The sequence below is a fragment of the Paenibacillus sp. 1781tsa1 genome (assembly GCF_024159265.1).
Taxonomy (GTDB): Bacteria; Bacillota; Bacilli; order Paenibacillales; family Paenibacillaceae; genus Paenibacillus.
Genome location: NZ_JAMYWY010000001.1, coordinates 3,653,634 through 3,672,173, shown reverse-complemented (window position 1 = coordinate 3,672,173; position 18,540 = coordinate 3,653,634). Strand labels below are relative to the sequence as shown.

Below are 18,540 nucleotides of genomic sequence, written 5' to 3'. Positions count from 1 at the left end.
GACGATCATTTTCATGTTTCTGACGAAACACTCTCTAATGAAAGCATAAAATGCACATTTGTATTCGTAAAGGGCCTTTACCAAGCAGAATCGTTCAACCCGGCTTCGTTTTGTTCAACCTCAGCCGATATTTTTTCAACTGTTTCAATGGATAATTCAAATCTGACTTATATTGTAAACGCTATCATTTTAAGTGCCGCAAGTCGACTGACATGAACCACCTCATGGAGTAACCCTTGCGGTAAACCATGAAAAAGGAGAGCTGAAATGAAAAGTAGATCCGGTCGTTTAGCTTCACGATGGGCAATTCCGTTCCTTATATCCACCATGCTCGCTTCGTTTGTTCCCGCTCCTTCCCTGATTTACGCGAATCAGAACCAGAACCAGAATCTGAACGGTACCAGCCACACGATTACGATTGATACGAGTGATGTGATTCAGGATGATTTTCTCGGCGTCGGCGTCAACACCATTCCTACCGCCCTCATGCCCGGGCAAACTCAATACGGCTATTCGGAAGCCCATTGGGAGGTTGACAACAAGCGAATTCAGACTATTCAGCCCAAGGTGGCCAGAGTGTGGTTTCAGATCGACTGGATGGAACCTGCGAAAGGAACCTATACGTGGGACAGTGCAAAAATGAAAGCTTTCTACAAATATCTCGACGCCTTCAAGGCTGCCGGAACCGAAATTGAGCTGAACTTTGGTTGGAAAGTCGGATCAACTGTGCATGACTGGTTTACAATACCGGGCATTGACCCATGGACGAGTGCGCCAGCCGATTTGGATGCTTATGCCGCTTCTGCCTCCGCCCTGCTGGAGGAGTTGATACTGAACCGCGGTTATGACAATGTGAAATATTTGACGTTTTACAACGAACCGAACGGCAGTTGGGACTTTGAGGCTCCCGGTGACCAGAAGGCTTATTATGCCGAAATGGTGAATAAAACGAGTGCCAGGCTGACTGCGGATGGTCTGCGCGATCTGATCGAAATCTGGGGTCCTGAAGAGACGGGCGCTCCGGCCTGGATTGAGTACATGAAGCAATATGCGGATGATGCCATCGATGGATACAGCTTCCATGTATATGGGGAATCGTATGAAGGGCTCGGCAACGCCTTTGCGCTGCGGAAAGGGTATGTTGGCGACAAGCCGCTACACCTGACCGAATTCGGCTGGGCAGATGATCAGGCGAGCAATTGGGATGCGGGATATGCGAACTCGGTCATCCAAACCGCCAATATGGGTGTGAAATCAGCCCTCATGTGGCAGTTAAACGGGGTTTGGACCAATGATCCTACCGGCGGAACGAACGGCACATATACGATGTGGGATGCGCTTGTTCTGGGGCTGACCCCTCGCAAAACATTTTATATCGCAGGCATGCTGAACCGTTATATTCCTGAGCATAGTGAGGTTCTGGCTGTGGACACGGGCGGTTCGACCGATGTACGCGCCGCGGCGTTCAGAGGCGACGACGGCAATTATACCGTGCTTGTGGAGACCAAAGCCGGCACGGAAAAAGAAATCAAGCTGAATTTTGGCGATACTGCGGTGAATCAAACGTTCCGCAAATTTGTATACAACAACGATATTGTTCAAGAAGCCAACGCGGTTCTTCCTCCGGTTGCAGCAACTTTTCCAGGAGGGAATTCGTTGACAGACAGCAACGTGGATGGAGATTACAATGTGATCATCTACACGACCCGACCTGCCGAGACCCAGGTCAAGCTGGATGAAGTTAATCCTACGGTTCGCTCAGGTGACTCCATCACGCTTGGGGCAGAAGTAATTGATAATACCGGAAGTGTGACTTGGAGCGTGGTTGGACAAAACAACGGCACCATTAACAGCAGCAGCGGCGTTTATCAGGCACCTCAGGTGACGGATGAAACGTTGATTGCCGTTCGTGCAACCAGCACGGCCGATCCATCGGCGTATGGCGTCGCCCTCATACGCGTCCTGCCTTCTTCACAGGCGGGTAAAGTTGAAGTTCCAACATTCAGTCTGGATCGGCACATATTCCCTAGCTCCGAAGTGCTCTATCTGGAGACAACGACGAGCGGAGCGCAAATACGGTACACGACAGACGGTAGCGAGCCTACAGCCCAGTCTTCCCTGTATGTCAGACCGATTGTTCTGAACGAAGGTTCGCTTGCACTCTACAAAGCCAAAGCATTCAAAGATGGCTTGCAACCATCCGGCACGGTGTCCTCCCTGTATCAAATTGGACAAATCAGCAGCGCACCGGACGGGTATAAGCTGTGCATGATCGAAAACGGCGGAGAGTGTTATTTTCAGGGTAAAGCGGTTGTCGCTTACGGTGCAGACGGATTATTTAATTATTCCATTCAGGAAAACGGCGTTGCCTGTACAAGTGCCATTCTGGGCGATCCGATTCCGGGTGTAGACAAGCGTTGCTTTGTTAACCCCGAAATACCGGATGAGCTTCCTGTGGTCACGTTCTTCAACGCTGGTTTTGAAAAACCGGCTACCACATCCGCCAGACCGGGACCCATGACCAACGGATGGGTGTTCGACAGCCGTTCCGGCGTGCAGCATAACAACGGTCCATTCCAGGCTACTGCTGCGCCTCAAGGTGTACAGACAGGTTATCTGAAAACGGATGGTGGCGTCTCCGGCACGATAAGGCAGTCGATCCATTTCAAGCCGGGAACATACCAAATGTCGTTCAAGGCGGCCAAACGCACCAGCTTTGGGGGCACGCAGTCCTTTGACATCTATTTCGATGATCAGGTCATTGGCTCGTATCGGCCTGAATCCGGCAACTTCCAAACTTTCCGAACGGAGCCCTTCGAGACGGCTGGGGGTAAACACACGATCAAGTTTGTAGCCACAACGACTGAAGGTGACAATACGGCTTTTATCGATGATGTACGGATTACGTTACCACAGACTCCGGAAGACCCTTATATCACCAATTCGAGCTTTGAGTCACCTGTGGTTACTGATCCATCGGGCACGGTGAGTGGCATAACTGCTGGATGGAGCTTTAATGATCAGGCGGGGATATTGCGAAGTGGCAGCAGCATGACTTCTACTCCAGCACCTGCCGGGGTTCAGGCTGCATTTGTTCGAATTCAGGATGGCGTTCATGGTTCATTTCAACAGTCGCTGACGTTTCCTGCAGGCAGCTACGTCATTAACCTGAAAGCTGCTGCTCAGAATGCAGGGCAAGCTCAACCGGTGCAGATTGAAGTGGATGGGCAAACGGTCGCAACGATTATGCCGTCCGGCAGCACCTACGCATCCTTCACCACGGATTGGTTTACCGTTGAACCTGGATCGCATACGATTCTATTTTCCGCAACAGGGACAGGCACAGGTGCAACCTTTATTGATCAGGTTTCCATAGAAAAGGTTGCCGTTCCTGACTATGCCGTTCTGCAACATGGCGGATTCGAAAGTCCGACCGTCACGTCCCAGAACGGAGTAGCAGTGGCAAGCGGTGACGGCTGGAGCTTCAAAAACAATGCAGGCCGAATTCGCAATGGCAGTGTGTTCGGTGCTTCCAACGCACCTGAAGGCACGCAAGCTGCATACTTGCAGACCCTTAATGGCAAGCAGGGCGAGTTCAGCCAATCGGTGATTTTCCCAGCAGGCAACTACGCCATTCAATTTCAGTCTGCGAAGCGGAGCAGTTTTGGAGGGCAACAGTCGTTTGATGTCTACGTGGATGATCAGTTGCTCGGTTCATTTATACCGACAAGCGGTGCTTATGCTGAGTTCACCACGAATTCCTTTCAGCTCATCAAGCCGGGAAAACATCAAATCCGGTTTGTGGCAACTTCGGGAACCGGGGACAACACAGCTTTCGTGGATGATATCGTGATTACTGTTCTTCCATAGAAACATAAGCAGAAATTCATTACCTTTCATTAGGAAAAGGAAAATCATAACCACGCGCTCGGTGAGCTGTATCTCGGTTGTTGGAAACTTTCTGACGATTGGAGGTGCAGTTCATAGCGGGTGGTTTTTGACATTCCTCATATCCACTCTGTTACCTGGTGACGAAGCCGTCGATTGACCTGTTCTTTGAAAGAAACTATACTATTCAGCAAAGAAGGTGAGTAGATTGAAACAAATAAGTAGTCGCTTTTCGATGGCAGTCCATATTCTTTCCATGATCTCGCTGGACCCCCTATATAGTACAGGCGATCGAATTGCGCGTAGCATCAATAGTAATCCTGTAGTCATTAGAAGGATTATGGCTCAGCTCAAAAAAGCAGGTTATATTGATACAAAACCAGGAGTTGCGGGGGCCTCTCTTCTGATATCTCCTGAAAAACTAACCCTACTGAGTATTTTCCAAGCAGTCGAATCTGTGGATGAAAATCAGCTTTTCAAAATTCACAAGGATACTGACCCAAATTGTTCTGTAGGAGTGAACATTGAATCCATTCTATTACCCCAATTCTCTAATGCACAGAAGGCTATGGAGCATGAACTCGCTTCTGTTACCCTAGCTCAAATTGTGGAGCAACTACGGATAAAGTCAAATACAAAATAAAGCTGCTCCTCTAATGGAGCAGCTTATTTTGTATTCTTTGATTTTGCACCAATTCAGACAGAAGCTTCCGCAGGCTCAACATATTCAATAAAACTACCATCAGGATGTTGAACAAAAACGCTTGGACCAATAGGACCATGCTGATCTCTTACGATAGGGGTATTTTGTTTTGTTAGTTCTACCTTCAATTCGTCCATGGAATCGACATACACCACTGCTCGAAGTGATCTAGCGGGCTCCAAGGCCTCTGGACTTCCCGATACAATGACGTAAGGATATACTGTGGCTAAAGATAAGCCAGCCTCGGGAATATTCCACGTTCGATCCATAGTTCGATTAGCAAGAGATTCATAATATGCAACGGTTAACTCCAGTTGCTCGGTAAAAACGGGGATAAAATGATTTATAATTTTCATGATAACCTCCAATTTGATTTTAAATATAACCATAATGGTTATAACTAATTTAGTTATATATAAACGTTGTGACTTTGTCAAGCTTTCAAAAAAGATCAACACGGTCAAAAACGTGGTCGATAAAATAAAAAAAGCCGCTAAAAAAGCGACTTCAATGAAAACCACCCTAGAGAAGTTCAAAATGAAGTTGAGTCTCAGGAAAATTAGCAGTTCCTTTCCACTGATTTGCACCGTATCCCAATTCTAGAACTGCAGCAATACGCTCGTTACTCAGTACACCAAACACTTCAGTACGGCTCGAGTCGTACATCCAGTCATGCAATGTACAGCGCACACCCAGACTCTGCTCATGAGCCAACAAGCGGAAATTCTGAATGAGGCAGCAGACCGCTGCAAAATCCTCTTCCTGCTTATGTTGATCAGCCTCTGTTTTCACCAAGACCAGAAGATACGCAGGGGCCCGCTCCTGCAATCCCTGCATGATGTCCCCATATCGGTTATCAGCAAATATAAATCGCCACGGCTCTCGGAGTCCATCATTTGGCGCCCATACGGCGTGATTGAGCAACTCAAGGATTAGATCCTGCGATACCGGTTGATCCAAAAATTCACTCGGACCGACCATGTCTCCTTCCAGATCTGACAATTTCATTTTTACATCCTCCTCTTCTATGTAGACTGCCCTCGTAATACGGTCCACTTTTGCTCGGCTGGTGTTCTTTTCCGACTTCTTGGTGCTTTGTCGAAATATCCTATATGAAGAATGCCAACAAATCTTTCATCCTCACGCAGGCCAATTCCTTTGAAAAACCCTTCATGCTGGATCATGGACTCTGTATCCCATAACATTCCTAACCCATGTTCCCAACCCATCAGTTGGAAGCACTGCATCATCCCGCAGGCAGCCGCATAATTGCGGTCATTGGTGAGACGATCCGGTCCTACAGTCGACATAACAATGACGTGGGCAGGAATATCGGTAAATCTCTTTTTGAAAACATCCAGAAGTTTCCCGGGAATTAGTTTGCCAATCTTGCTCTGCGACATCTGTTCGAGCATGCAGTCCACCAACCGTTTGCGCGCTTCTGGAGTCCCGGCATATACCACACGCCACGAGCGAGTCTCACCAAATGGCTGAAGCCGATTAGCCTTACGTAGCAATTCAACAACTAACTCTTGGTCCACTGGCGTAGAGTTACATTTACGAATGCTTCTGCGCGCCCTGATCAATTCCGCCAGACTCACATGCTTCACTCTCCTTCGTTCGATCTGGATTCAATATTGATGCTACTGTCTTGAAGAAATTGATGGATTACTTTTAGCTCTGTTTCCGAATATTTGTCGAGCGTACGATAGAAGCGTTCAGCCTCATGTACATGCAGACGTTCATGCAGTTCAAAGATCTTTTTGCCTTGCGGTGACAACCGGAAATAACTCTCCTTCTTGTTGTCATTCATTTTTGTGCGTTTGACGAATCCTTCCTCCAGCAGTTTGTTGCCAATTTTGGTGATGCTTGCTTTGGATAAATTCATCGCTTCGGCAATACCTGTGTTGTTAATAGGCTCATGCTTGCCTATGCAATCTATCATATGAACCGCGGTCAAATGCTGAGGGATTTTCTCGATGCTTTCTCGTTGGGCGATACTTAGGAAATGCTCGATTTCTGTATCCTTGTGGTTCTCATATACATGTAAGAAACGGATAAATTGGTCATGAAGCAACTGTTTTGTTCGATCTTTTGAAGTCATCTTGTGATCGCTCCTTATTTACTTGTAAACAAAAATATTCCTCTAATAATAAATTGTTTTTAAATAATTTATTTTATTTTGTTTACTGGTGAATAATATATCATGAATGATACTGATTATCAACAACAAAACCCCGCTAATCTTTTCTGATTAACGGGGTTTTAAAATTCAATCTTTTTACATACGTCTGTTGGAGCATCTTATGGTGCGACATTCTTAATCTCTAAAGCTGGCATTTTTTTGTTTCACGTGCTTCATGCATCCGTTGTAGCAGCTTCTACCGTCCTATTTTTTATGCAGCATCAATATTTACTTGTTTATTCCATTAGATCTGTTACTGCACCTTTGGAAGCAGAGGAAACTAATTTGGCATATTTGCCGAGTACACCTGATTTTACTTTCAGCGGAGGTTGTACCCACGCTTTCGCTCGAGCGGCTAACTCTTCTTCTGATACCTCAACCTTCATCTCCTGGATGTCACTGTTAATGGTGATCATATCCCCATTTTGGAGCAAAGCGATCGGTCCACCTACTTGTGCTTCAGGTGATACATGGCCGACTACAAATCCATGCGAACCACCCGAGAATCGACCATCGGTGATGAGAGCAACTTTCCCGCCGAGTCCTTTGCCTACGATGAGTGCTGTAACGGAAAGCATCTCCGGCATACCTGGTCCACCCTTCGGACCACAGTAACGTATGACCACGACGTCGCCTTCTTTAATTTCATCATTCATAATCGCTACTGTCGCCTCATCTTCGCTATCATACACCTTAGTCGGGCCAGAGAACTGTTGTATCTTCATACCTGACATTTTGGCAACAGCGCCTTCAGGAGCGAGGTTTCCGCGAAGTACAACTAATGGTCCATCTGGCTTCAGCGGATTATCGAGTGGACGTATAATCTCTTGATCATTCGGAAGTGGAGCAGCTTCCGCTAAATTCTCCGCCAACGTTTTACCGGTTACCGTGAGGCAATCCCCATGAAGTAATCCCTCAGCAAGCAACAGCTTCATTACCCCTGAAACGCCACCGATATCGTTCAAATCCTGCATCACATATTGACCACTCGGCTTCAGATCCGCTAAATGAGGAACACGCAAGCGAATGCGCTCAAAATCATCCAAGGTTAAATCGACTTCTACCGAGTGAGCAATAGCTAGCAGATGGAGAAATGCGTTAGTTGATCCCCCCAGAGCCATAACAACAGTGATCGCATTTTCAAATGCTTTCTTCGTCATAATATCTCTTGGATAGATCTCCTGTTCAAGCAGTGAGATGACCTGTTTACCGGCTGCTTCGCATTCCTTTGCTTTATCCGCTGAAATCGCTGATGTCGAAGAAGAACCAGGTAAACACATCCCCATGGCTTCCGCAGCGGCTGCCATCGTATTCGCGGTATACATGCCTCCGCAAGCGCCTGGACCTGGGCAAACACTGCATTCGACCTTATGCAACTGTTCATCTGTTATCTTGCCATCTTGATATTGACCAACGGCTTCAAATGCGGAAACGATATCCACTTTTTTGCCGTCGAGATTACCTGGTTGAATGGTTCCCCCATATACATAAACGGAAGGAATATTCATGCGTCCAATAGCCATCAGACATGCAGGCGTATTCTTGTCACAACCACCGATCGCAACAACACCGTCAAAACGCTCGGCTCCGGTCACAATTTCAATCGAATCAGCGATAGCTTCCCGACTTGGTAGTGAGAACAACATCCCGCCGTGCCCCATCGAGATTCCATCCGAAACGGTAATCGTATTAAAAATCAGTGGAGCACCGCCGTTATCGCGTGCGCCCTGCTTAGCTTGTACCGCTAAATCATTGATGTGCATATTACACGGTGTTACCTCACTCCACGTACTCGCTATTCCGATCATTGGCTTTTTAAAATCCTCATCTTGAAAACCAACTGCACGCAGCATCGCTCTGTTCGGTACACGGTTAGCACCTTCACTAATTACCTTGCTTCGAATACGAAGATCTTTTTTATTGTCCATGTGTTTCTTCCCTCATTTCAAAGTATTTCGTTCAGTTCCTGCATCGGTCGAATAAAATTTTGTTTCATTAGTACGTGAGCATCCTCACTATTTTTTCCTTCAAATGCTTTAATAATCAAATCATGCTCTTCGACTGAAGCTAGCGTAGCTGTAATCGGTTGTTTTAAAAACACATATTTAAATCGTCTAATGTGAATCTGGAGAGATGCATTAAATGTGGCCACATAAGGATTATCTGAGAGCTCCACAATATAATTATGAAATTGCTCATCCACCTCCATAGCCTGATAAACTTGTCCATTTTTAATGGAACTAGCAAATTCCAAATTTATGGATCTTAGTTCCTCGATTTGTTCTGGAACAATAATTTGGGCAGTGATTTCAGCAGCTAAGGCCTGAAGAGCAGCCATGGTTGAATACATCTTAAAAATATCGTTTTTCTCAATATTCGTTACTCTTGTTTCTTTTCCTGGATGCATAGACACGAGGCCTTGAACTTCGAGTAACTGAAATGCCTCCCGAATCGGTGTCCGGCTGACTCCAAGCGATTCAGCCAATTCTGCATCCATAAGCTTTTCACCTGGTTGCAGTGTTCCATCAATAATCCATCGCTGAATTTGAGAAAATGCTCTTTCTTTTGCGGACATACGGACTGGTAGGGCAAAATCTTTGGGAATTGGCATTGTTTTTCATCCTCATTACAATTTATTCTTATATGCAATATATCGCATACAGGAGTGAGAAACAATTATTATTTCATTTTGCTGCTTCGAATGAGCGCAGGCAGCACGATTCAAGTTTTTCTCAAACTTGCGAAGACCCAATGAGCTCATCATTGGGTCTTCGCGTTGCTCTTCGATGCTACTCATAGTCTCAACCACTACTCTATACTGCTTACCACTCTCTAAATAGTAATTTATTTTGACATCAGCAGTCGCTTTTCGATGGCAGTCCATATTCTCTCGATGATTACGTTGGATCCCATATATAGTACAGGTGATCGAATTGCACGTAGCATCAATAGTAACCCTGTTGTAATTAGAAGGATTATGGCCCAGCTCAAAAAAGCGTATCCTTCATTACTTTCTGCTTTTTTGTTCATCTTGATTTCTTCCTCTCCTTCAGAGATACGTTACTAAGATGGCGAGCTAACGGGAATATATATGTCCAATACCGAATCCTCGTTTGTTGGTCCTAGATATCGTTGGTCGTAACGCGCGAACTCTGGGGCATTCGTACGAACGCTACCTGACTGGGGTAACCACGTTTCGTAAATGTATTGGAACGTATCGTTGAGTCTCGCTAATGTCCCCTTATGAGTAAAAACCGCATAAAAAATGTCTTCCGTTTCCGGCTTTCGCTTAATTTCAAACATACGCTGCCTAAAGCTCCGCCATAACATTCCGACCTCATCCGAATTGACACCCGGTAACGACATGCCGACCAAATGCAGATTGTCCAGGTAGACAAAGGCTGGCACGAGGGAAAAGCCCTTATGCAAATGTTGCAGCCCCACTTCATCCAAAGGAAGCTTCTCCATGGCCCGGAACAACGTGTCCTTCATATCCCTTTGCTTGCGAAATTGTCCTGGCGAGATGGAGAACATTTTCCGAAAGGCTCGGGTGAATGATTCCTGGGACTCGAATCGGTACTGGATGGCAATATCTATGATCCTTTGGTTGGTATGAAATAAATCGTAGCTGCGTGCGTCAATCTCCGCTTGCGTATGTACTCTGAGACAGAGGAACGCGTAACTGATAGGAAGATCCTGTGAAAATGGTAAGGCGACATATCATCGGGAAGCTCTTCTGGTCTTTTAATAGAGTCATATGTTGCATTTAATCCTTACATTATATACATTGTAACAGTAACTTCGATGTCTAAATAATGAATCTATCATATATAAATATAGTGGATATATGCTCATAAATTGAACATCATATCCACTATTTTTAATAGTCTAATTCATGAAAAATAAAGTGTTAGACTCGGTAAGCGATCGGAAGCGATTTTCAAAACGGCAAACCGCGTCAAATCGACAACTTCGGTCTTATACTTTATTTTCCCCATACAGTAACATCATTTCCTCCTCTGACTAACAAGAGTCTCGATCTTTAAGGCCATTAGTTCTGTATCGATATTGTTGATGCCAAACCTGGTTAGTTTGTGCACAACTTCGCTCGCAGACGGTGCATTCTCAATAATGATTTCGACTACTTCGTCAGCATCATCAACCAACCGGATATAACGTTTAAATTCTTCTTCCTTCATATTCTCTGTAACCACAAAGAGTTGATACAGCAAATCCAAAACAGGCATGTGAAGCTCACCATCCGGAGTATCTGGAATTGACCAAAACTTGCTATCAAGAAAAAGCATTGATGCAATAGGAGCTTTGTTTTCACCATTATCTGTGTCACGGTAATAAACTTGGGCAGCATCCTGGAATATTTCTTGTATCGTTCCTCCCCTCCCCTCTGAGAATACGATACCGCAGGAAGCAAGTGTTACGAGAACATCTTCCCTTATGCTATTGAGAAAGTATTTTGCGACATGGGTGGCAAACGGAGTAAATGGTTCATGCCCGTAATGCCACGTTGGAACAGCCAAACTTCGATTCATTGGAGTGAGCTGATTCTTTAATTCATTAGCAATTTCCCAAGCGGGTAGCATCCATCCGTGCAGTTTAGTTAACAATTCTTCGTTGATACTTTTCCCATCTTTACTGATGATATCTTTCATGTTTTTCGGGAATTCATCGTATGGTTTTTTGGCTAATTTATTGATTGCAGAAGAAAGTGATTCATCGGATCGTCCCGCAAAAAGAGCCCCAAGGTGTGTAGCTTCCATACAACCTGGCCCGCCACCACTTACGACAATGAAACCAGATTCAGAAAGCATCTTGGCAATTCGTGCAACCTTTTGGTATGCATCACTGCCACGTGGCTCTTTATGTCCACCCATAATTGCGACAGGACGGCGCCCTTCCTGCATCTCGTTTGCCAAAAATGAATTCATCTCACGGACAACGGATGTGTCGTGTAAAGCTTCCATCATTGCCGCATAGGGATCTTTAACGGTAGTACCTCCTTGTTGATGGAAATATAAAAAGCACTGAAAATCTGGAGTTACCGGCAGACTTGAAGGATTCTCTGGATTAAAGTGTCCAAGTAACTCAAATGGATTATAGAGCTTGTCGTGAATTGGGTTGAACGGAGGGTGTGTTATCGTTTCAATAGGTTTATTCATTGCTACTCTCCTATTTCTGGTATAGATTTTTTGTAACTGTTCGTTAAGGGATTGCTTAATCTCATCAATTGCCTTGGTAAATATACATAAGAATGACTTAGGTTCTAATCTAACCGATTCCATTTTTAAATATTCTAACGTTCTTCTTTTGATTTAGTGTATTGAGATGTTTTACTACATAAAGTTAACGAAAAAAAGCCGCTCATAAAGGCGGCTATCGTTGGCTATAGATCATGTGATAGAATACTTCTCTTAAATAAAGCCATTGATGCTATAAAGCGAAAGAGAAAACAATTTTAATAATTTTTATTATTTCGCTAATATCCATTTTTGTCGATCAAGAGATGGATTCAGTTCACTTAGCAAGAGTTCGGTCCCATCTTCCGATACTTCTAATGCTTTTTGATGATGAACCGAGGTGATATGAACTGATCCGTCTTTGTTCTCGTGAAGGACCCAACGCTGGTTATTGTACCCTAAGTAATGATATAGCTGAAGTTTGTTCTGCCCTATATCCAGATCAAGCGTCTGACCGGCTGTAGTACGAATCGAATACGAACCTGCTTCGTCTCCTGTCGGAACAAATACCCACTTTTGGACGGAAGCTGCACTTGCATCTTGCAAGGCAATGCGCTCCCCATTGACAAGGTTCACTGTATAAATGGATTTCTGTGTTGCGGCATTTACAAGGCTGGACTTAATGAGGTTTGCAGGTTCATCGTTGCTCACATTGACGTTCTGATAAGATGCGGAGCCGCCAAATACATGGAGTCCAAAGTGGCCTTCTGCAAAAGTACCATCCATGATATCTATGACTTTTTGACTGTCCACGTGCACGATAATATGCGGACCATTCGCTTCTATTTTCACCTTATACGTTTGACCTGGTTGAATGAAAGTGGGTACTTTTGCAAGAACCTGCCGTTCTTCAAATCCTCCATTGATTTTATAGAACAGACGGATTGCCTTCATGTTAGGGTCTAGATTCAGATAGTAACCACTTCGACCATCCTCGCTAGCCCTGAACAAAATAGAACCTGCCCCTCCTGTTTCATCGAGCATCATGTCTGCTTCATACGTAAAATTCCCAGCCTTCTCTTTGGCAATATAATTCGCATCGCTAAAATATTTACCACGGATCCCATGTTCACTAACTAGCCATGAAGCAGCAGACAGATCTTTAGTCCATCCACTCAGGTTTGTTCGGAACTCGCCACCTATGACTTTAACGAGCACACTAGTGGAAGCTTTACCATTCGGAGTGGATACGGTGATTGTGGACTCCCCTTCTTTTTTCGCCTTAATAACTGCGTGTGAGTTGTCTGCCAAGTCTATGGTTATTACTTCTTTATTACTAGAATTCCACTTAAGTGGTTGAACGCCTAGACCTGGTCCATACTCAACCATCGCCTGCAGTGTATTCGACTCCCCAATACCTAGTTCCCGAACCCTCGTATCCATCTTTATCTGAGCTTTTGCAGGAATGTCCTCGTTCCAGACAGATTGAAGTTGATGCACTTTCAAGGAAACAACATTCACACTACCGCCTTTTACATAAAAGCTTATCGCTCTACTAGCAGGGTCCGGAAATATAACATCTGAAAAGACGACTTTGCCGTCGTTACCAAAGGCTTCAACAGAAGACTCATCCACAAGAATACGCATCTTAATCCGATTATTCTCCATGTGCATAGGTGCTTCATGTTTCTTACTGAAAAGGCTTGAAAAATCCGTTTCACCGGATGCAGTTCGGTCCACAAACATATGACTATCACTTGTCTTATAACCCACGACCGTCTTCTGATTTGCACCCTCACGAATGTTAAAGCCAAACTCGGTCGCTGTGCTAGCTTTAGGGATTTCAATTTCAGCTTCAATTTCGTAAACACCGGAAATAAGACCTTTTAACAGATTCCCGGAAGAAGGACTCACCGACTTGTTAGAAGCAGAATACAAAGGTTTACGTAATGATTCCAATTCTTTGATTGGACTTTGCATCATCCGAATTCCATCTTCGGTCGTTACCAATGATACTTCTCTCGGAATGGTTAGTTCACCTTTCCAATTGGACGTTGGGAAAGCGAACGGATAGTCCCAATTCGTCATCCACGCCATCATCACTGTGCGATGATCAGGCATGTTAGCGAAAGACATCGATGCGTAAAACTCTTTACCAAAATCTGTTCTTAACACCTTACCCGCCGGATTATCATTCACGAATTTCCCATCGGCTGTTAAATGACCGATAAAATACTCGGCATCTGATCCGCCTGTTTTTGGATTTGCTCCCGTACTGATCATCATAACCCACTTCTTCTGTGACGTTCCGTCTACCGGAAGCTGGAACAAATCCGGGCATTCCCATACGCCTCCGCGTACGTAATCCCCATATCCCCAATTATCTGTCAATGTCCAGTCAAGTAAATTCGTTGATGTATAGAAACGAATATGATCTCCTCCGGACACAACCATAACCCAGCGGTTATTCTCATCATCACGGATTACTTTCGGATCGCGGAAATCCCAAGTCCCAGCATCTTCTCCGCTCTTACCTGGGTTCTCGATCACAATCGGGCGTTCCTTCGAATACTCCCAAGTACGACCTTGGTCTTTGCTGTAAGCCAGACCTATACGCTGGTTCCCATTCGGGCTATCCGGATTAAAGGAAGTGTAGTATGCAATAAGGCCCTTTCCTCCTGAATCTCCGAATAAACCAGATGCATTTGTCATATCCGCAACAGCGGACCCAGACCAGACATGACCTTGATCATTCCACGGAAGTGCAATCGGAAGCCGTTTCCAGTTCAGCATATCTGTACTTACCGCATGCGCCCATGTTCCTCCATCCTGATGGAAGAGATGATATTCTCCTTCGAAGTAGACGAGTCCATTCGGATCACTTGCTGAACCACGTATTGGCGTGTAGTGATATTGTGGACGATATATTTCGTTATAATATTGTCCCAGTTCCGTCACATAAGTATCCTGGAAGTAAGCCGTCCCTTGTTTCACAACAATTCCAGTACTTCCAATCCTGTAGGTTGAATCTTTCACGTCAATCGCGGCCGTAGTGTATCCATCCAGAAAGACCTGAATTCGATCTCCTTTTGCCTTGATTTCCACATGATGTTTGGCTCCTACCTGACTCGGATAAGTACGTAGCGAACTTGCAATTACTGTTCCTTTTGTATTTGTCAAACTTACACGGACCTGATCTCCTTCCTTCGTAAGGGTAGCTTCATATCCTTCAGCTCCATCGGTGGAAGATCGAAATGCGAGAGCTGCAATAGAATCGGGACGCAGGGTAATATTTCCTTCATACACCATATCAGCCGCCTCTTTATTATAGATTTGCTGTGCTTTGCTCTCCTGTTCTACCGTCCCTCTTTTGCCGCCGATATCAGGCTGCCATTTTCCCTTGTTAGAAAGCACCGAACCCAAATTACCTTTCAGATCACTCACTACGATGTTCGAAAATAAGGCGGACCCATCCCATACATGGAGTCCAAGGTTCCCACTTTGATACGAAATGTCCTGAACATCAATCAATGGTTGATATTGATTGCCCCAATATACTTTTAACGAGGAACCCACTGCCTTCACTTTGAGATGATAGATCTGCTCCATTTCAACAGAAACTTTACGCTCCTCCTTTAATTTCGCATCTCCATTTCTTGCATCTCTTAATCGAATCAGACCAGCATCCGGAACGATTTGCAGCATGTACGAGCTAAAGCCATCCTCATTAGAACGAAACAACAATGTAGCGTCTGCCTTCGTATCCATGATCATGACATCAGCTTCATAGATAAAATCATCGGACACCGTCTCTGAGATGGCCATTACATTTTCTTTAGGTTGTGAAGTTAGCAAGATTCCTTCAGAAGTATCCTCTAATTTCCCTTTTCCTTTCACTTGCCAGCCTATCAGATTGGTGTTTAATTTGGATGCGCTTTCAAAAATGTCAAGCTCCTCCTTTGCCTGTTTATTTGTTTCCTGATCAGCGAGCACAGCACTAGCTGCAACTGATTCAGATGTAACAATACCGGTTGAAGTCAGAGCTAATCCCGTTGCCATCAGAAGACATATTGTGAATCTAGATTTATCTTTCATTTCTTCCCCTCTTTTCTGGCCGTAATGTGTTTGAAATACATTTCTTATTAACAAAATAATTCACCCGTTTTCATTTGTCAAAGTATTTTTGGTTTATTGCACATATTTATATATAAAAAAATCCACAAAATAAGTTTACATTTGCACATTTTATGGATTTTAATTGATAATAACAACTTTTTTTAAGTCAGTCTAATTAGTCTTCTTTATTTTTAAACAACATAGTTTACAAATGTAAACGACCGATTCCCAGGTAGAAATATTGGGAATCGGTCGTAAGCCTAGTTTAAAGTATGAGATTTCAGGTTCTTCGGTTTGCCCGGCATCTGTTCGATCTGATCTTCATTCTCCGTATCGGAAATTGCAAATTACTGTTCTTTATACACGCGTACATAATCTACTTGCATAGTCGCCGGGATATCGGAGGCATTTGGAATACGGCCGCCGTCAAAGTTTCCGCCGACTGCCAAGTTCATAATGAGGTAGAACGGCTCATCGAAAGGTGCATTCGGATTATTCGGTGCAGCTGCGGAATACCACTGCTCGTTAGTGACTTTATAGAAAAACTTGCCGTCCACATACCATTTGATGTTGTCCTCTTCCCAGACTACCGAGTATACATGATAATCATTGGCAATAGTTTGCCCTGCCGGGAAGTGATAATCGCCGCCCGAATACTGGTTCCCGGGCCATTGTCCACCAAAGTGTATGGTACCGCTTACTGATCCAGGCAGACGGCCTCTCGCTTCCATAACATCAATTTCACCTGATGCAGCCCAAGTGCCGTATACCGAGTCTTGTGGAAGCATCCACAGTGCTGGCCATACACCATCACCGGTAGGAAGCTTGGCACGAAAATCGACTCTGCCGTACTTCAAGGACAGTTTATCCTTGGTGTTAATCTTTCCTGAAGAATACTGTGCATACCGATTCGGATCTTGTGGGAAAGATTTGCTGTCGTTCATAGCTTTGATATTCAGCTTCCCGTCCTGTACATATACATTTTGAGTGCTGTTTGTGTAGTGCTGCAGCTCTGCATTACCCCATCCCCATGTAGCGGGATCGTTGTTGAGATAATATCCTGTTTCATAGTTCCATTTGCTTGTATCCAGCGTAGTTCCGTTAAATTCATCCTGCCAAATGAGGTTCATGCCCGCGATAGCCGGGTTGGTTGGTGTTCCGATGGAGATATCCTCTTGATCGGATACATCCGGACGCGGAGCATTGGGATTGCCGATAAAGGTATAGTTGACGAAGTTGTTGCCAATATTTCCGCCCGCCTGACCGTTCAGTGGATAGCCGATACGAATCTGCATATTTTCTTGGATCGGCTGGAACCAAAGGCCATAGACGTAATCGGCCCAGTATCCCCACTGGTTGGCATCGGACATATTGTTGTACCCATTACCGGAGTATGCAAATTTGCTCTGGCTGGAGTTACTCAAATCAACCCATTGTCCGTTGATGTTAATTTGGTATACAAAATTGCCCAGTTCCTTGGCGATTGGCGCCCCCCCATCAATTTTCGGAAGCGGAACCCCAATGGAACCATTCGCATCTGCTGTGAAGGTTGTTCCTTCGTATGGCGTAATGACATACGAATTTCTTGTAGGTTCATTAAACGTAATCGTATAAACAAGATTAGCCGAAGAAGTCTTTGATTCCAATTTGACATTGATCGACTCCGTTACGTTAAACCAGTACCCACCGCCGCCATCCGTGAATTGGCCAAAATTTTGATCGTAGATCCAGCCGCTGGCTGCGTTATTGTCAATATCAATCCAGGTGCTGCTGTTTACAGGTTTGACATACACCTTCAAATCATCCGCAACAGCTTCATAAGTGATCGCAGGATTATTGTTGAACGTTGGATATGTAAAGCCTGCACCGCCTGTGAAACCTGCTGTGATCTGTGGACCTTGTGTTGCATTCATCGCTGTAATGGTTGTTTTGTTGATGTTTTGGAATACAAGTTGATACTCCAGCTTAACACCATTCGCTTTGGAGTACAGTTGAATCTCGGTTGTTGCGGAGAGTGTGAACCAATAGCCATTGAAGCCGCCATCGCTCCAGTGCCCCCAGTTTTGGTTATAGATATAACCGCCTGCCTGGTCGATATCAACCCAGTTGTTTCCTACTTTTACATTAACGCCTACATCACTGTAAACGTCATTCCATGTTGCTGAGCCCCCATTGAACTTAGGCATAACAAATCCGTAGCTGGCCTTGCCAACACCTGATTTTGAAATAACAGGCCCGTCTGCGGGTGAAAAGTACTCCATTGAGGTTACAGTAGTTCCGGCTGCCTGAACCTTTGAAGCTGGCAGTATGCCAACACTAGCCAGCATCACAACCACAAGCAACATACCGAGTACCTTTTTCATAAACCGTTTCTGCGTAAAGTGAGATGGTTTCATCATTGCCCTCCTTTAATAGAATAATAGCTTCTCCCAATCCATGTGCATTAAGGAAAT

The 18,540-nt window shown here is 44.7% G+C and carries 12 protein-coding genes and 1 pseudogene; 3 read left to right on the top strand and 10 right to left on the bottom strand.

Annotation, left to right across the window (positions count from 1 at the left end; genetic code table 11):
* The first annotated feature begins 267 nt into the window (after positions 1-267).
* Both NKT06_RS16180 and NKT06_RS16175 read left to right on the top strand, forming a co-directional pair.
* Entirely contained in the window at positions 268-3,870 is a 3,603-nt protein-coding gene (locus NKT06_RS16180; protein WP_253436428.1) for a chitobiase/beta-hexosaminidase C-terminal domain-containing protein, read from the top strand.
* 226 nt (positions 3,871-4,096) lie between these two features.
* Positions 4,097-4,531 carry an Rrf2 family transcriptional regulator gene (locus NKT06_RS16175; protein ID WP_253436425.1) on the top strand — a complete coding sequence of 145 codons (435 nt, stop codon included), beginning with the start codon at positions 4,097-4,099 and terminating at the stop codon, positions 4,529-4,531.
* A gap of 53 nt (positions 4,532-4,584) precedes the next feature.
* Here the strand turns inward: NKT06_RS16175 and NKT06_RS16170 are convergent, their stop codons facing one another.
* From NKT06_RS16170 to NKT06_RS16145, 6 genes are all read right to left on the bottom strand, one after another.
* Entirely contained in the window at positions 4,585-4,947 is a 363-nt protein-coding gene (locus NKT06_RS16170) for a VOC family protein (RefSeq protein WP_253436421.1), read from the bottom strand.
* A gap of 166 nt (positions 4,948-5,113) precedes the next feature.
* On the bottom strand, positions 5,114-5,599 hold the full coding sequence (locus NKT06_RS16165; RefSeq protein ID WP_253436418.1) for a nitroreductase family protein: 486 nt from the start codon (positions 5,597-5,599) through the stop codon (positions 5,114-5,116).
* A 17-nt stretch (positions 5,600-5,616) separates the two neighbouring features.
* Entirely contained in the window at positions 5,617-6,192 is a 576-nt protein-coding gene (locus NKT06_RS16160; RefSeq protein WP_253436415.1) for a nitroreductase family protein, read from the bottom strand.
* A gap of 5 nt (positions 6,193-6,197) precedes the next feature.
* Entirely contained in the window at positions 6,198-6,695 is a 498-nt protein-coding gene (locus NKT06_RS16155) for a MarR family transcriptional regulator (protein WP_253436412.1), read from the bottom strand.
* A 317-nt stretch (positions 6,696-7,012) separates the two neighbouring features.
* Positions 7,013-8,704, bottom strand: coding sequence for a dihydroxy-acid dehydratase (ilvD, locus tag NKT06_RS16150; RefSeq protein WP_253436409.1), 1,692 nt, complete (start codon positions 8,702-8,704; stop codon positions 7,013-7,015).
* Between the two features lie 17 nt (positions 8,705-8,721).
* Positions 8,722-9,387 (bottom strand): GntR family transcriptional regulator, encoded by a 666-nt coding sequence (locus NKT06_RS16145; protein WP_253436405.1) that lies wholly within the window; start codon positions 9,385-9,387, stop codon positions 8,722-8,724.
* Positions 9,388-9,648: 261 nt separating this feature from the next.
* On the opposite strand from NKT06_RS16145, the pseudogene NKT06_RS16140 reads away from it, so the two are divergent.
* Positions 9,649-9,774, top strand: a pseudogene (locus NKT06_RS16140) (Rrf2 family transcriptional regulator); the annotation flags it as partial.
* A 65-nt stretch (positions 9,775-9,839) separates the two neighbouring features.
* Here NKT06_RS16140 and NKT06_RS16135 read toward each other — a convergent pair.
* From NKT06_RS16135 to NKT06_RS16120, 4 genes are all read right to left on the bottom strand, one after another.
* Positions 9,840-10,268, bottom strand: a complete 429-nt coding sequence (locus NKT06_RS16135; protein WP_253436401.1) for a GyrI-like domain-containing protein — start codon at positions 10,266-10,268, stop codon at positions 9,840-9,842.
* Between the two features lie 515 nt (positions 10,269-10,783).
* Positions 10,784-11,953: an LOG family protein gene (locus NKT06_RS16130; protein WP_253436398.1), complete on the bottom strand. Its 1,170-nt coding sequence runs from the start codon at positions 11,951-11,953 to the stop codon at positions 10,784-10,786.
* Positions 11,954-12,262: 309 nt separating this feature from the next.
* Positions 12,263-16,066 carry a GH32 C-terminal domain-containing protein gene (locus NKT06_RS16125; protein ID WP_253436395.1) on the bottom strand — a complete coding sequence of 1,268 codons (3,804 nt, stop codon included), beginning with the start codon at positions 16,064-16,066 and terminating at the stop codon, positions 12,263-12,265.
* 368 nt (positions 16,067-16,434) lie between these two features.
* Positions 16,435-18,483 (bottom strand): glycoside hydrolase family 16 protein, encoded by a 2,049-nt coding sequence (locus tag NKT06_RS16120; protein WP_253442609.1) that lies wholly within the window; start codon positions 18,481-18,483, stop codon positions 16,435-16,437.
* Positions 18,484-18,540: the final 57 nt, after the last annotated feature.

What these genes read in the sequence shown, in the direction of transcription:
- NKT06_RS16125 (WP_253436395.1), bottom strand. Translation starts at nt 16,066, where the DNA reads ATGAAAGATAAATCTAGATTCACAATATGTCTTCTGATGGCAACGGGA.
- NKT06_RS16170 (WP_253436421.1), bottom strand. Translation starts at nt 4,947, where the DNA reads ATGAAAATTATAAATCATTTTATCCCCGTTTTTACCGAGCAACTGGAG.
- NKT06_RS16180 (WP_253436428.1), top strand. Translation starts at nt 268, where the DNA reads ATGAAAAGTAGATCCGGTCGTTTAGCTTCACGATGGGCAATTCCGTTC.
- NKT06_RS16155 (WP_253436412.1), bottom strand. Translation starts at nt 6,695, where the DNA reads ATGACTTCAAAAGATCGAACAAAACAGTTGCTTCATGACCAATTTATC.
- NKT06_RS16130 (WP_253436398.1), bottom strand. Translation starts at nt 11,953, where the DNA reads ATGAATAAACCTATTGAAACGATAACACACCCTCCGTTCAACCCAATT.
- NKT06_RS16145 (WP_253436405.1), bottom strand. Translation starts at nt 9,387, where the DNA reads ATGCCAATTCCCAAAGATTTTGCCCTACCAGTCCGTATGTCCGCAAAA.
- ilvD (WP_253436409.1), bottom strand. Translation starts at nt 8,704, where the DNA reads ATGGACAATAAAAAAGATCTTCGTATTCGAAGCAAGGTAATTAGTGAA.
- NKT06_RS16120 (WP_253442609.1), bottom strand. Translation starts at nt 18,483, where the DNA reads ATGAAACCATCTCACTTTACGCAGAAACGGTTTATGAAAAAGGTACTC.
- NKT06_RS16165 (WP_253436418.1), bottom strand. Translation starts at nt 5,599, where the DNA reads ATGAAATTGTCAGATCTGGAAGGAGACATGGTCGGTCCGAGTGAATTT.
- NKT06_RS16135 (WP_253436401.1), bottom strand. Translation starts at nt 10,268, where the DNA reads ATGAAGGACACGTTGTTCCGGGCCATGGAGAAGCTTCCTTTGGATGAA.